At 74.0% G+C, this 14,175-nt stretch carries 13 protein-coding genes and 1 tRNA gene; 7 read left to right on the top strand and 7 right to left on the bottom strand.

What is annotated here, in order from left to right:
- The 4 genes from JT723_RS26445 to JT723_RS26430 all read right to left on the bottom strand — a co-directional run bounded on the left by JT723_RS26445 (position 1) and on the right by JT723_RS26430 (position 4,378).
- On the bottom strand, positions 1 to 1,167 hold the full coding sequence (locus tag JT723_RS26445) for a winged helix DNA-binding domain-containing protein (RefSeq protein WP_205047310.1): 1,167 nt from the start codon (positions 1,165 to 1,167) through the stop codon (positions 1 to 3).
- Positions 1,168 to 1,241: 74 nt separating this feature from the next.
- Positions 1,242 to 3,536 (bottom strand): heavy metal translocating P-type ATPase, encoded by a 2,295-nt coding sequence (locus JT723_RS26440; protein ID WP_240166223.1) that lies wholly within the window; start codon positions 3,534 to 3,536, stop codon positions 1,242 to 1,244.
- A 43-nt stretch (positions 3,537 to 3,579) separates the two neighbouring features.
- A complete protein-coding gene (locus JT723_RS26435) occupies positions 3,580 to 3,792 on the bottom strand; it encodes a heavy-metal-associated domain-containing protein (RefSeq protein WP_205047309.1) in 213 nt (70 codons plus the stop codon).
- A gap of 151 nt (positions 3,793 to 3,943) precedes the next feature.
- Positions 3,944 to 4,378: a MarR family winged helix-turn-helix transcriptional regulator gene (locus JT723_RS26430; protein ID WP_205047308.1), complete on the bottom strand. Its 435-nt coding sequence runs from the start codon at positions 4,376 to 4,378 to the stop codon at positions 3,944 to 3,946.
- 118 nt (positions 4,379 to 4,496) lie between these two features.
- Here JT723_RS26430 and JT723_RS26425 point away from each other — a divergent pair, with 118 nt between their 5' ends.
- Both JT723_RS26425 and panD read left to right on the top strand, forming a co-directional pair.
- Positions 4,497 to 6,758, top strand: coding sequence for an FUSC family protein (locus JT723_RS26425; RefSeq protein ID WP_205047307.1), 2,262 nt, complete (start codon positions 4,497 to 4,499; stop codon positions 6,756 to 6,758).
- 133 nt (positions 6,759 to 6,891) lie between these two features.
- Entirely contained in the window at positions 6,892 to 7,320 is a 429-nt protein-coding gene (panD, locus tag JT723_RS26420; protein ID WP_205047306.1) for an aspartate 1-decarboxylase, read from the top strand.
- A gap of 81 nt (positions 7,321 to 7,401) precedes the next feature.
- On the opposite strand, the gene JT723_RS26415 is transcribed toward panD, so the two are convergent.
- Positions 7,402 to 7,611, bottom strand: coding sequence for a hypothetical protein (locus JT723_RS26415; protein ID WP_205047305.1), 210 nt, complete (start codon positions 7,609 to 7,611; stop codon positions 7,402 to 7,404).
- Positions 7,612 to 7,863: 252 nt separating this feature from the next.
- Here JT723_RS26415 and JT723_RS26410 point away from each other — a divergent pair, with 252 nt between their 5' ends.
- Positions 7,864 to 8,673, top strand: a complete 810-nt coding sequence (locus tag JT723_RS26410) for a VOC family protein (RefSeq protein ID WP_205047304.1) — start codon at positions 7,864 to 7,866, stop codon at positions 8,671 to 8,673.
- A 42-nt stretch (positions 8,674 to 8,715) separates the two neighbouring features.
- On the opposite strand, the gene JT723_RS26405 is transcribed toward JT723_RS26410, so the two are convergent.
- Positions 8,716 to 9,660, bottom strand: coding sequence for a pseudouridine synthase (locus tag JT723_RS26405; RefSeq protein ID WP_205047303.1), 945 nt, complete (start codon positions 9,658 to 9,660; stop codon positions 8,716 to 8,718).
- A 140-nt stretch (positions 9,661 to 9,800) separates the two neighbouring features.
- On the opposite strand from JT723_RS26405, the gene JT723_RS26400 reads away from it, so the two are divergent.
- A complete protein-coding gene (locus JT723_RS26400; RefSeq protein ID WP_205047302.1) occupies positions 9,801 to 10,052 on the top strand; it encodes a hypothetical protein in 252 nt (83 codons plus the stop codon).
- 106 nt (positions 10,053 to 10,158) lie between these two features.
- Here JT723_RS26400 and JT723_RS26395 read toward each other — a convergent pair.
- Positions 10,159 to 10,231 (bottom strand) — tRNA-Arg (locus JT723_RS26395).
- Positions 10,232 to 10,626: 395 nt separating this feature from the next.
- Here JT723_RS26395 and JT723_RS26390 point away from each other — a divergent pair.
- The 3 genes from JT723_RS26390 to JT723_RS26380 are packed head-to-tail and all read left to right on the top strand — an operon-like array spanning position 10,627 to position 14,164.
- Positions 10,627 to 11,232 (top strand): D-sedoheptulose-7-phosphate isomerase, encoded by a 606-nt coding sequence (locus JT723_RS26390; protein ID WP_205047301.1) that lies wholly within the window; start codon positions 10,627 to 10,629, stop codon positions 11,230 to 11,232.
- The gene (locus tag JT723_RS36270; RefSeq protein ID WP_205047300.1) at positions 11,229 to 12,299 is read left to right on the top strand and encodes a putative sugar O-methyltransferase; all 1,071 of its coding nucleotides are present in this window, start codon (positions 11,229 to 11,231) and stop codon (positions 12,297 to 12,299) included. Before JT723_RS26390 ends, JT723_RS36270 begins: the two co-directional genes overlap by 4 nt.
- A complete protein-coding gene (locus tag JT723_RS26380; protein ID WP_205047299.1) occupies positions 12,296 to 14,164 on the top strand; it encodes a condensation domain-containing protein in 1,869 nt (622 codons plus the stop codon). Before JT723_RS36270 ends, JT723_RS26380 begins: the two co-directional genes overlap by 4 nt.
- Positions 14,165 to 14,175: the final 11 nt, after the last annotated feature.

Genomic DNA, 14,175 nt, shown 5'->3' with positions numbered 1-14,175 from the left:
TCAGGCGGAGAGCGCGCGTTCGAGGGGGGTGCGGAAGCGGGGGGTCAGACGGGCGGCGCCCAGGACGGACGCGAGCTCGGCCGCGGCAGCCGCGACCTGCGGGTCGGCCGCGGGATGGGAAGGGCTGAGGCGCCGCCAGGCAATCGTGCCGTCGGGCCGCTGCGCCCAGCCGCCGACGACCTGCCCGCCCCACCAGATGGTGGGCCCGATGTTCCCCGTCCGGTCGAAGAGCTGCTCATGGTCCGGCGGCAGGAACCAGCCGCGTTCCCGCCACCCCATGGCGGCGGGGTCGAGCGCGGGCAGCAGCCGTACCGCAGGGGGCTCGGCCGCCTCGGCCGTCTCCGCGTCGCCGGGGAGTACGTACCCGGTGGTGCCGTCGTCCAGGACGACCGCCTCGGCCCCGGCGGCGGCGAGCGCCTTGCGGGTCTCCCCGAGCGTCCACCCCGTCCACCACTTGAGGTCGGCCTCGGTGCCGGGTCCGTACGCCCCCAGCCAGGCCTCGGCGAGCGCGGCCCTGGCGGGTTCCGCGGGCACCTCGGGCAGCGGCTCGGCAAGGGCCCAGCGGAACTGCCCGCTGGTCCACGAACCCGCGGGCGTACACCGCTCGATGCGGCCCTCCGCGGCCATGGTGCGGATGATGCGGCTCGCCACGTTCTGCGTCGCCTCGTACGGCTTGCCGCGGGCGACGACGACCTGCTCGCGCAACCGCGGTACGAGCTTGGACAGTTGCGCGCCGCTGCTCTCGGGGTGCGCGGCGAGCGCCGCGGCCACCTCGGCCTCGACCTCGTCGAGCCACGCGGCGTCCCAGCCGCCGCCTTCGGCGAGGAAGGCCAGCAGGTCCTTGCGCAGCTTGACCGCGACGCGGCGCCCGGCGGCCGCGTACACCTCGGGCGCGAAGCCGCGCCGGACCACGAACATGGTCCGGCGCATCGCCAGCATCCGGGTGAGCCGCGCGGGCCTTGCGTACAGCTCCTGCTCGACAGCTCTGACCGCGTCGCCGGGGCCGGCGAGCCGCGCGGCGATCGCCAGGTAGACCGTGGCCGGATCCGTCGCATGGACGGCCACCAGCCGGTCCACCACGTCGGCGACGCCGCCTGCACGCGCCATGAGCCGGTCGGCGGCCCGTGCCCGCCGCGCCTGGTCGGAGAACCGCCGCACCTGTGCCATGCCCCCATCCTGGCAGTGCAGATGCGGCGGCTCCGCCTTACCGAGCTTTATGGCCTGAGGCGCTTGGCTGCGCCTTACCGCGCCAATGGCGAGAAGCGGCGCAGCCGCAGGCTGTTGCCGACGACGAAGACCGAGGAGAAGGCCATCGCCGCACCGGCGATCATCGGGTTCAGCAGTCCGGCGGCGGCCAGCGGCAGGGCGGCGACGTTGTAGGCGAAGGCCCAGAACAGATTCGCCTTGATCGTCGTCAGCGTCCGCCGCGCCAGCCGGATCGCGTCCGCCGCGACCCGCAGGTCCCCCCGTACGAGCGTGAGGTCGCCCGCCTCGATCGCCGCGTCCGTGCCCGTGCCCATGGCCAGGCCGAGGTCGGCCTGGGCGAGTGCGGCCGCGTCGTTGACGCCGTCGCCGACCATGGCGACCGTGCGGCCCTCGGACTGGAGCCGCCGGACGACGGCGACCTTGTCCTCGGGAAGGACCTCGGCGTGCACGTCCTCCGCCGCGATACCCACCTCCGCGGCCACCGCTGCGGCCACGGCCGCGTTGTCGCCGGTGAGCAGCACGGGCCGCAGGCCCAGTTCGCGCAGCCGCCGCACGGCCTCCGCGCTGTCGGGCTTGACGGCGTCGGCGACGACCATGACGGCCCTGGCCCGCCCGTCCCATCCGACGGCCACCGCCGTGCCGCCCGCGGCCTCCGCGGCGGCCTTGGCACGTACCAGCTCCGGCGGCAGCGGCTGCGACCGCTCCCGCAGCAGCTGCTCACGCCCGACGAGCACGGTGTGCCCGTCCACGACGCCCTCGACGCCCAGGCCCGGCAGGTTGCGGAAGTCGCGGGCCGCCGGCAGGTCGCCCACCCGGTGGGCGGCGCCCTCGGCGACGGCGCGCGCGACGGGGTGCTCGGAGGCGTGCTCCAACGCGCCCGCAAGGCGCAGTGCTTCCTCCTCCGGCACGCCGTCGGCGAGCAGCACACCGGTCAGCGCCATCGACCCGGTGGTGACCGTACCGGTCTTGTCGAGCACGACGGTGTCGACGGCCCGGGTCGACTCCAGGACCTCGGGTCCCTTGATCAGGATGCCGAGTTGCGCGCCGCGCCCGGTGCCGACCATCAGCGCGGTCGGCGTGGCAAGGCCGAGCGCGCAGGGGCAGGCGATGATCAGTACGGCGACGGCCGCGGTGAACGCCGCCTGCGCGCCCTCGCCCAGGCCCAGCCACACCGCCAGGGTGCCCAGCGCCAGCACGATGACCGCGGGCACGAAGACCGCGGAGATCCGGTCGGCGAGCCGCTGCGCCGCCGCCTTGCCGTTCTGCGCGTCGGCCACCAGCCGCGCCATCCGGGCCAGTTGGGTGTCGGCGCCGATCCTGGTCGCCTCGACCACCAGGCGCCCGCCCGCGTTCACGGTCGCGCCGGTGACCCGGTCGCCCGGGCCGACCTCGACCGGTACGGACTCGCCGGTGAGCATGGACGCGTCCACGGCCGACGTGCCGTCCGTCACCAGGCCGTCGGTGGCGATCTTCTCGCCCGGCCGTACGACGAAGCGGTCGCCGACGGCCAGCTGTCCGATCGGGATGCGCACCTCGCCGCCCGCACGCAGCACCGCCACGTCCTTGGCGCCGAGTTCGAGCAGCGCCCGCAGCGCCGCCCCGGCCCGGCGCTTGGCGCGCGCCTCGAAGTAGCGGCCCGCCAGCAGGAAGGCGGTGACGCCCGCCGCGGCCTCCAGATAGATCTCGCTGCCGCTCTGCGAACGCGACACGGTCAGCCGGAAGGAGTCCGTCATGCCGGTCATTCCCGCGTCGCCGAAGAAAAGCGCCCACAAGGACCAGCCGAAGGCGGCCAGCGTGCCGACGGACACCAGGGTGTCCATGGTCGCGGCGCCGTGCCGCAGGTTCGTCCAGGCAGCGCGGTGGAAGGGCCACCCGGCGTAGACGACGACCGGCGCCGCAAGGGTGAGCGACAGCCACTGCCAGTTGTCGAACTGCAGGGCGGGCACCATCGCGAGCAGGATCACCGGCACGGACAGCACGACCGCGGTCGTCAACCGCTGCCTGAGCGTCGTCAGTTCCCCGTCGGGCGCCTGGCCCGCGGGTGCCTGCACTGGCGCTTCCGCGGCGGGCGGCGGGGGGAGGGCGGCGGTGTAGCCGGTGGCCTCGACCGTCGCGATCAGGTCGCCGACCGCGACGCCGCCGCCGTAGCCGACCTTCGCCTTCTCGGTCGCGTAGTTGACGGTGGCGGTGACGCCGTCCATGCGGTTGAGCTTCTTCTCGATCCTGGCGGCGCAGGATGCGCATGTCATGCCGCCGATCTCCAGTTCGACCCACTCGCCGGCCTGCTGCTGCCCGCTGCCGTCCCTGTGCCGTACGTCCATGCCGCTCATCGCCCGTCCGCTCCCCTCGCCGCTCCCCCCTCGCCGTGTGTGGTCAGGCCCGCCCGACCAGCTCGTAGCCCGCCTCGTCGACCGCCGCGCGCACCGTCTCGTCGTCCACCGGCTGGTCGGAGCCGATGGTCAGCAGACCGGTCGAGGCGACCGCCGTGACGGACGTGACGCCGGGGATCGCGGTGACCTCGCGGGTGACCGCGGACTCGCAGTGGCCGCAGCTCATTCCGGACACCGAGTAGACGACATCGCTCATGGTCCTGCTCCTCGTGGCGTGGTCGGGGACGGCTGGTTCCGTACCCTCTGCACCCCAGCATATACCCCCTAGGGGTATTTCGGCGATCACCCCCCGGGGGTATGCCGTCCCGGCGTGCCGCGACGGGGCTCCGGACTGTCGGATCTCCTTGTCAGTCGTCCGCCGCCAGCCGGTCGAGCAGTGCCGCGGCCAGGCGCAGCACCTCGCGCTCGGTGTCGTTCAGTTCGGTGTCCATCCGCTCGCGCAGCCATGCGTCGCCGTGGCGTACGTCACGGGCCATCGCGGCGAAGCCGCGCTCGGTCAGCTCGACCACGTACTGCCGCCGGTCCGCGGCGTCCCTGTTCCTGACGACCATCCCGTCCGCGGCCAGCGCGGCCAGCGTCCTGGTCAGCGACTGCGGCTGCACATGCAGCGCCGCGGCCATGGCGCCCGGGGTCGCGGGACCCGCGCGGTACAGGTGCGCGAGCACCCCGAGGCGCCCGCTGGGCAGGCCGTCGTGCGGCCGCTCCGCGCGCATCCGGCGGCTGAGCCGGTTCACCGCGCGGCGCAGCACCGCTTCGGGGTCCTGGGGTGGAGGAGGAAACATGGCGGCCATTTTCGTAAGCTCGGCGTACTATCTTCGGCGGACGGGAATGCTTCTACGGATAGGTGCGGGCGAATCGGGTCGGCGTGGTCGTACGCCAGGCGTAGGGGATGGTGAGGGGATGGGACAGCCCGTACTGGACCGGCTGCGCCTGCTCGACCCCGGGCGGGTACGGCTGTGGACCGCGCTGCGCACGGTCCTGGCGGCGCTCGCCGCCCTCCTCGCCACCGCGGCACTGTGCTCGGCCGCGGACCTGCCCGGCGGGATCGTCGTCATCGCGACCGTCGTCGCCGTCATGATGTCCCGCACTCTGCACGAAACCAGCCTCGCGCATCGGCTCTCCGCTCTGCTGTACGTCCCCGCGATCGGCCTGCTCGCCGGGTACGTGGGCCGCTTCATGCTCCACCACACCTGGTGGGGCGCGGCCATGTACGTCGCCGCGGTCGGCGCCTCACGCTATCTGCTGCGCTTCGGCGGCACCGTCCGCCGCCTCGGCCGGCTCGCCCTGACCCCCCTCATCGCCGTCATGGTCGTCCCCATCCCGCCCAGCGCCGCCGAGGCCGCGGGGCCGGTGTGGGGTGCCGTGGCCGCGGCAGTCGCCGTCTGCTGCGTCCTCCTCTCCCAGACCGCCCTCCCCACCCGCCCCACGCGCGAGGCTGCCGCAGCAGCCCGCGACCTGATCCGCGCGGCCCACCACGCCCGCACCACGCCTCCGGGCAAGCCCATCGGCTCCCGCCGGGGGATCGCTTTTCCCCCGGGTACGCGGGGGCTCGCACTGCTCCCGGGGGCGCGCAGGGGGCGGGGCGGCCTTCTGCCGGGTGCGTCTGGTGGTGGCGGGGACTTCGCGCCGGGTACCGCGGGGGGTCCTGACGCCGGCCTCCCGGGTGCGCCTGGTGCCGTCCCCGCGCCCCTCCTCCGCCCGGGTACGGCTGGGGCGCGGCGTGCGCTTCACCGGGCCGCGCTCACCGTCGAGGACCGGCTGGATGCCGCTCTTCTTCCCCCGGCGGCCCCTCTCGCGGCCCTGTCCGCGGCGGTCCTCCGTGCGGAGGTTCTGGCGTCGGCATCACCGGACCTGCCCGAGCAGGCCCCGCCGAGTCCGGGTCCGGGCAGTGCGGCTCCTGGGCTGGCGGCCGGGCAGGTGCCCTCGGCCGCGGAAGGCGGCGGCTCCGGCACCGTCAAGGCGCGGGTACGTACGGACGCGGGCGGCGGCGCGTCCGGGAGTGCAGTCGAGCAGCCCGCGGCGCACGCGGGCGGGGGCGCGGCCGCCACGGCCGTCGAGCAGGCTCCGGCGGATGCGGGCGGCGGCGCGTCCGGGAGCCCAATTGCCGGGGCGCCGGCGGGCGGGGGCGGGGATGCGCTCGGCCCCGCCCTGGGGGAGGTCGAGGCCGCCGCGGCTGTCGTGCGGCGGATCCCGGCGCGGGCGCGGCCCGCAGCGGAGCCGCCGAGGGCCGCGGCCCGCAAGGGCGGTGTGCAGCCGCACACCCGCCTCAGCGCGCAGCTGACCGCCGCCATGGCCCTGGCGTTCGCCGTCGGCCACCTGCTCTTCCCGCACCGCTGGACGTGGACCGTGATCACGGCCTTCGTCGTGTGCAGCGCCGCCCGCGCCCGCGGCGACGTCGTCCACCGCAGCGGCCTGCGAGTGGCCGGGGCCTTCACCGGCGCGGTGACCGGCACCCTGGTCGCCCACGTGGTGGCGGGCACGGCGCCCGCCGCCGTCGCCGTGATCTTCTGCTACCTCTTCCTCGGGCTGTGGCTGCGCGACGTGAGCTACGCGCTGTGGGCCTTCTGCGTGACGAGCCTGCTGGCAGTGCTCTATTCGCTGAACGGCGAGCACGGCACCGCCGCCCTGCTCCTGCAACGCCCCGAGGGCATCCTCGCGGGCTCCGCGTGCGGCATCCTGGCCGCGTACTTCGTCCTGCCGCTGCGTACGGAGACCGTGATGCGGGGCAGGGCGGCCCGCGCCCTGCAGGTCCTGCAGGACCTGCTCACGGCCGCGCGCGAGCCGCACCCGGAAACGGCCGCCCTGCGCAGGCTGGCCCGTTCGCTGGACCGCGCCTCGCGCGACCTCGGCGACGCGGCGGCCTCGGCGCGGGCGCACCGCACCCTCTTCGGGCGGGGCGCACCGCACGCCGCGGACTGGGTGGACACCCTGGCGGTGTGCGTGGGGGAGGCGCGGGCGCTGGCCGCAACACCCCCGCGGGACCTGGCCGCGGCCCGCCCGCACCTGGTGCTGGCGGCCCGCAACCTCGGCCAGGTGCGGCGCCGCCTGGGCCGCCGCCCGGATGCCGAGCCGCCCCGGCCGCCCGCCCCGGCGTCCCCCGCGCACCTGCACCGCCTGAACACCGCCCTGTCCGACCTCTACGGTCAGCTCCCGGCGGGCTGACCGCCCGGGTGAGAGATTGGGCACTTCCGCCAGCCACCCCCCGGCGGACGGGGGAGCGGGGGCTCTACCCTGGTCGGGTCGGCGCGTACCCCGTGCGGGGACGCGACCTGTTCAGGTACCGGGAGGCGGCACCGTGCTGCGCACCATGTTCAAGTCCAAGATCCACCGGGCCACCGTGACCCAGGCTGATCTGCACTACGTCGGGTCCGTGACGATCGACGCCGATCTGATGGACGCCGCCGACCTGCTGCCGGGCGAGCTGGTCCACATCGTCGACATCACCAACGGCGCCCGCCTGGAGACGTACGTCATCGAGGGCGAGCGCGGCTCCGGCGTCATCGGCATCAACGGCGCCGCCGCCCACCTCGTGCACCCGGGCGACCTGGTGATCCTCATCAGTTACGCCCAGGTCGACGACGCCGAGGCCCGCGCCCTGCGCCCGGCGGTCGTCCATGTCGACGCGGCGAACCGGATCACCGCTCTGGGCGACGACACCGCGGAACCGGCCCCCGGCACCGACGCCGTACGCCCCCCGCACGCGGCCGTCCGCGCAGGCGCCTGAACCCCCGCCCCACAACGGCACACGTGACGTGACGTCCCGTCACATCGAACGCACCCTCAGAAAGGGCCTGGCCGCCAGGCCCTACGCCGCCGTCACCACCGCGGCGCCCGAGACCGGCCCGGAGACCTGGCGTATGCCGACACCGGAACCGGCGCCGCGTGCGGCAGCGGTCCAGCGGGCGCGCAACCGCGCCAACTCCGCCAGCTCTTCTGCCGTCCACGGCCGGTCGCCGTGCTCCTGCACGTATGCGCGCAGAGCGGCGTTCGCCTGATCGAGACTTCCCCCGTACATGTGAACCACCCTAGACGGGGCCACTGACAATCATCGAATCCATTGACCACCGCGCGTACCCGGCCCGCCACGGTCAGCCAGCCCGCCACGGCCGGGCCGCCACCCCCTCTGACCAGCCCAACGCGCTCCCGCCGAGCGTGGGAACCCCGGTTGTCAGCGGCTGGTGCCATGCTGAGTGTGAGAGAGGACACACCGTCCAAAACCGGCAGATCGAACGCCTCACCGATCACTCGGCCCACGGAGGTCACCAGCATGCTCAGCAATGACTACGTGCCCGGCGCACCCAACTGGGTGGACCTGGGAAGCCGCGACGTCACGGCGGCGGCCGCCTTCTACGGCGACCTGTTCGGCTGGCAATTCCATTCGGCGGGGCCGGAGATGGGGGACTACGGGATGTTCCAGCTCGACGGCGACACCGTCGCCGCGCTCGGCCCGCTCCAGGACGCGCACGCCCAGCCCGCCTGGACCGTCTACTTCCACACGCCCGACGCCGACGCGACGACCAAGGCCGTCGAGCAGGCCGGCGGCAGCGTCCGCTTCCCGCCGATGGCTGTCGCCGACCAGGGCCGGCTGGCCGGCTACACGGACCCGGGCGGCTCGGAGTTCGCCGTCTGGGAGCCGGGCACGAACCCGGGGCTCGACCGGGTCGGCGACGGCGCCTTGTGCTGGACGGAGCTGTACACGACGGACGCGGCCAAGGCCAAGCAGTTCTACGGCGCCGTCTTCGACTGGGACTTCGAGGACATGCCGCTGCCCGGCGACGCGGGCCCCTACGTCGTCGCATCGCGCTCCGGCGGCGGCCAGCAGGGCTCGCACGCAGGCATCATGCAACTCGGCACGGACATGCTGCCCGAGGGCACCAGCTACTGGCAGCCGTACTTCTCGGTGGCGGACGTCGACGGCACGGTCGCCAAGGCCGCCGGGCGCGGCGGCGCCGTCCTCATGCCCGGCACCGACATGGCGGGCGTGGGCCGGCTGGCACTGCTCAGGGACCCCGAGGGCGCCTTCTTCGCGCTGCTGCATGCGGCCGACCCCGCGGACCCGGTGTCGCCGCGCCCCTGACGGCGGCGCCCGCCCCAGTGCCGCCGCGGCCCTGACGGCGGGTCACCCCTGCTCGTCCGGCCACTCCGCCAGTCGCAGCCGGCTCTCGAAGCGCACCGCCCGCCCGGTCAGCGGGTCGGTGAACTCCAGTGCCCTGGCCAGCAGTTGCAGCGGCCGCGACCAGTCGTCCGCGTCGGCCTGCGGCAACTGCCGCGGGTAGAGCGGGTCGTGCAGCAGCGGCAGCCCCAGGCCGCTCATGTGCAGCCGCAGCTGATGGGTGCGGCCGGTCGCGGGCAGCAGGAGGTAGCGGCCGAGGCCGTCGCGGCGGCCGAGCAGTTCGACGCGGCTCTCGGCGTTCGGCGGCCCGTCCGCCCGCTCCTCCGCCGCCATGCGCCCGCGCTCCTTGACGATCCGGCTGCGTACGGTCAGCGGCAGCGCCACCGCCGGGTCGTGACGGGCCACGCCCTCGTACTCCTTGCGCACCTTCCGGTCCCGGAAGAGCGTCTGGTAGGCGCCGCGGTCCTCGGGCCGTACGACGAAGAGCACCAGTCCCGCCGTCAGCCGGTCCAGCCGGTGGGCCGGGGTCAGCAGCGGCAGGCCCAGGCCGTGCCGCAGCCGGCTCAGCGCGGTCTGCGCGACGTGCTGTCCGCGCGGGGTCGTCGCCAGGAAGTGCGGCTTGTCGGCGACCACGATCCGCTCGTCGCGGTGGACGACGCCGACCTCGGACGGCACCTCCGCCTCGGGCGCGCGGTCCCGGTGGAACCACACCCACCCGCCCGGCTCGTACGGTGTCGCCGCCCCGACCGGCCCGTCCAGGGTCACGAACCGCCCCTCGGCGAGCATCGCCTCCACCCGCTCCCCGCCGACCACGGACCCGTACCGCCCCAGCAGGAACTCCCGCACGGTCCCCCACCGCCCGCCCCCGTCCCCGGGCAGGCGCACCCGCACCGCATCCACCCCGCCCACCTGCGCCAACGGCGAAACGGGAGCCCGCCGCCTCCGCCCCACGCCCCGCCTCCCTTCCCTGCCCGCGCGCCCCCGGCCCCGCGACCGGGTCGCCGCCCTGTTCACTCAGCGTATGCCCAGGCCCCCACCACCCTCGGCGCCATCACGGCACCAGGCCGGAGCCGCGGAGCCAGGCTTCGCCCATGCCGCCCCAGCCCCAGTCCCCAGGCACCTGCGACGAGCAGCTGGCGGTCGTCGACGGCCGGATTGCCCGGCCCTTCCCCGACGAGCACGGCCGGCCCGGAGCGAGCAGCCGGTGGAGCGGGCACGGCTTCCACCTGGCTGTACTCCGTGAGAACCAGGACGTCTGGGAGGACCGGAGCACCGAGGCCGTCGTGTGGCCGCCGGCATGCAGATGTGGCGGCTGCCTGACGGGCGGCGATGGGTCGGTCTGACCGTCGGCCAGGCCGACCCGGAATGGCAGTTCCAGCTGCTGGCGGCAGTCGGCGAAAACTCAGCGCTCCGCGGGGGTCCCGGCGAACTCCGCGCTGCGGACAGGTGTGCCCCAGGCAGGATTCGAACCTGCGACACCGGCTTTAGGAGAGCCGTGCTCTATCCCCTGAGCTACTGGGGCCGGGGGGCGGTGAGCCAGGCTCCCGACGGTGAACAGGGTAGCGGATCCGGCGTGCGGGAGTGGTCCGCGGGTGGGCCGGGGCGTCGCGGAGGCGATGGCTGGATACGAACCCGCGGGTTCGTGTCACCCGGCCCGGGATGATCGCGGTGCTCGCGCGGGCCGTACGGGCTGACCTGCGGGGACGGGGTCCGGGGCGGGTGAAATGGCCTCCGGGGGCCGGAAACTCCTGCCCCTGAAGATGGTTGACGTTGCGCCATATCCCCTGACAGGATCCCGATTCTTCGGTGAGTGAGGATCTGCGATGGGGGATGCGGATGCTGAGTGGGAGCGCTCCCACAAGTGGGGCGGAGCCGATATCCGGATCGGGGTCCGGAGCCGGGTCGGGGTCCGGGGCGGTGGCGGCTGAGGCCGCGGCCGTCGTCAAGAGCTACGTCGACGACCTGACCCTGGCCCTCGCCCAGATGGAGGCCGGCTCGACGGCCGCCGTCCTGGAAACGCTGGTCGTCGCGATACGCGAGGGGCGCCGCGTCCTGGTGGCGGGCAACGGCGGCAGCAGCACCGCCGCCATCCACATCGCCGCCGACCTCATGGCCGCCGCCGCGGCACTCGGCGGCGCACGCGACACCGCGCCGCAGGCCGTGGCCCTGACCGAGAACATCGCCCGCGTCACGGCGATAGCCAACGACTACTCCTACGACGAGATCTTCTCGCGGCAGCTGCCGGGCTGGGCGAGGCCGGGCGACGTCCTGCTGCTGCTCAGCGTCAGCGCCCGCTCGGCGAACCTGGTGCGCGCCGCCGAGGTCGGCCGCGACCTCGGCATGACCGTGCTGGCCGCGATCGGCAACCCCGGTGAACTGGCGCCGCTGGCGCACCGGCACGTCGTCTTCGGGCAGGCGGACTACGGCCTGACCGAGGACCTGCACGTGGCGCTCGGCCACATGGCCGTCCGTGTCCTGGGCGGCGGCGACGCCTGCCGCTACCGAGCCGCTGTCGACGGGTGAGCGCAGTGAACCACTACACGTCCAGGATCTTCCTGACCGTCCGCTACCTTGTGGGCCTTTTCGGGCTGACGCTGACGCGGACCTCCACCGAGCTGAGCAGCTTCCGCATCCACGCCGGCCACGGGCGGCACGACGACTCCAGGCCGCTCCCCGCGGAACTGGCCGCCGTCCTCGACGACCGCAACCCCGACCTCCAGGCGCTGCGCGCCAGGTACCGCGGCATGGACTCACCCTTCAAGCCAGGCAGTTTCTGGCGCCGCAGCCGGCGCCTGCGCGACCTGAACCTCAAGTACTTCCGCGGCGACAACGCGTACGTCTGGCAGCTGCGCCAGCTCGGCGACAACGCCCGGCTGAAGTTCTTCCTCCTCGCCCAGTACATCAGCGCCCTGGACACCCACAAGCTCCTGGAGCGGACGCACGAGGACGGCGCATTCGGCTGCTGGACCTTCGACTTCCAGGAGATGCCGACGGCGAGCAGGGACCTGCTCGACTCCGTCAACGAGATCTACTTCCTCGACCGGCACTGGGGGCTGCTGTCCAGGACGGACGTCACCGTGGTCGACGTCGGCGCCGGATACGGGCGCCTCGCCCACCGCATGGTGGAGTGCGTGCCGGGCCTGTCGCGCTACCTGTGCGTCGACGCCATCCCGGAGTCGACGTTTCTGAGTGATCACTACCTTCGCTTCCGCAAGGCCGACCACAAGGCGACCGTCCTGCCGCTGGACGAGATGGAGGCGGGCCTGGCCGCCGGGCGGCCCGACCTGGCCGTCAACATCCACAGCTTCTCCGAGATGCCGCTGTCCGCGATCGAAGCGTGGATCGGGCTGCTGGCGCGCAACGACGTGCCCGCCCTGATGATCGTGCCCAACGAGGGCGACAAGCTGCTGAGCCTGGAGAACGACTACCTGCGGCTGGACTTCGGGCCGGTCCTCGAACGGCATGGCTACGTCCTGGCCGCCCGCGAGCAGACCGTCGCCGACCCGGACGTACGCGACCTGGTCGGCGTCGGCGACTGGTTCATGCTCTTCACCCGTGACGGTGCGGAACCGACGTCTGGTGCGTCATGACGAGCCGCGCACCGGACGTATCGACCGCGACAGCGCCCGGGGCCGCCGACTCCCGTGAGCTGGTGGCGCTGGACTTCGCCGGCCTGGACGGCGGCAGCGCGGAACTGACCTGGGGCCAGCGCTTCGTCTGGGACATCCTGGAGTCGCTCGCACCCGACAACCACTTCATCAGCCTTCGGCTGCGGGTGCGCCTGCCGCCCGACGCCACCAGTGAGCGGGTGCTGGGCGCACTGCGCACCCTGGTCCAGCGGCACGAGGTGCTGCGCACCCGCTTTCCCAAGGGCCAGGACGGCGAGCCCGGGCAGCTGTGCGACGGGTCCGGCGCACTGCCGGTGGAGGTCGTGCGGACGGTTCCCGGGCGGGTACGCCGGGTCGCCGAGCAGGAGGAGCAGCGGCTGTGGCACAAGCCGTTCGCGCACGGTAGTGAGTGGCCACTAAGGACGAGTGTCGTCGTCGCCGAAGGGCGCCCGCGGCAGGTCGTATTCGTGCTCTCGCATCTGGCGGTCGACGCGTGGGGATGCACTGTGCTCCGCGGCGAATTCCTGGAACTGCTGCGCAATACGCGGGCGCAGCCGGCGCTCGCGGGATGGCAGTCGCGCGCCCGCGCCGGGTTCGAGCAGTCGGCGCCCGCGCGTAAGGCCAACGACGCCTCGCTCGCGTACTGGCGCCGGATGCTGGAGACGGCGCCGCAGACCGCCTTCCCCAACCTGCCGGAGGCGGGGGAGACCCCGCTCTTCCCGGGCGTCGGGCTCACATCGGCCGCGCTGGCCGCCGCCGCACGGGCGGTGGCGGGTCGGCTGCGGGTCAGCCCGGCCGCCGCGGTGCTCGGCGCACTCGCGACGGTCATCGGGATCAGGAGCGGCACGGACGCCGTGCCGCTGGTGCTGGCCGCGGGAAATCGTTTCACCCCGGTGGACTCCGCCTCCGTGGGCACCTTCTACCAAGGCGCCCCGGCACTGGTCCGGCTGGACGCCGGCTCTCTCGCCCGGACCGTCAAAGCCGCGCACCAGGCGTCGGCGCTGGCGTATCTGCGCGGGCAGAGCGACCCGCGGGACGTGGCGCGGCTGATGGCGGAGACGGCGACCGCACGGGGCGTCAGCCTCGGCATGCTCAGCACCGTCAACGTGGCGCCCGAGCCGGGCGCCGCCGGGCCGGCGCCCGCTCTCGGCGCCGCCGGACTGCGCGAGCTGACCGCGCAGACCGACGTCACCGACCTCGAAGGCCGCGACAAGGAGCAGCTGAAGCTGTACTTCCACGTCAAGGCGCTGCGTTCGCGGGCGGTCATCGAGCTGTTCAGCGACAGCCGGCTGCTGGACGCGGCGAGCGCCCGCAAGGTGCTGGCCGGGCTGGAAATCGTACTGATCGAGCTGTTCGAGACGGGTGACCTCACGCGCGAACGGGTCGCCGAGTTGGTCGGCGTCAGTGAACTGGCTGTACCCGAGCCCAAGGTAGTGATCGATCACTGCCGAATCGACCTGGCCGCGGTCCGCGCGCTGCTCGCCGCCCTGCCGGGCACCATCGCCTCAGATGTATTCGTCGAGCGCGCAGACGGCGGCACCGCCGACACCGCCGACACCGCCGACAACGGCGCCGCGAGCGAGGACCGGCTCATCGCCTACCTCGTCACCGCCGCGCCGACCACACCCGAGCAACTGCACACCGCCCTGCTGGACCGGCTCGACGGAAACCTGACCATGACGCCGCACCGGTACGTGCTCTGCCGCGACGCCCCGGCCCGCCCGGGCAGCCGCGCCGACTGGCAGCGGCAGCCGGTCATCCTGCAAGGCAGCGGACGACCGGGTGGCGGGGCCGCCGCCCGGCCTGCCGCCCCGACGCCATCCACCGACGCTCGCCTGGGGGCCTAGCCGTGCTGTCC

This window comes from Actinacidiphila bryophytorum (assembly GCF_016916835.1).
Taxonomy (GTDB): Bacteria; Actinomycetota; Actinomycetes; order Streptomycetales; family Streptomycetaceae; genus Actinacidiphila; species Actinacidiphila bryophytorum.
Note: the sequence above shows the minus strand (reverse complement) of the source record. Positions and strands in the feature narration are given on the sequence as shown.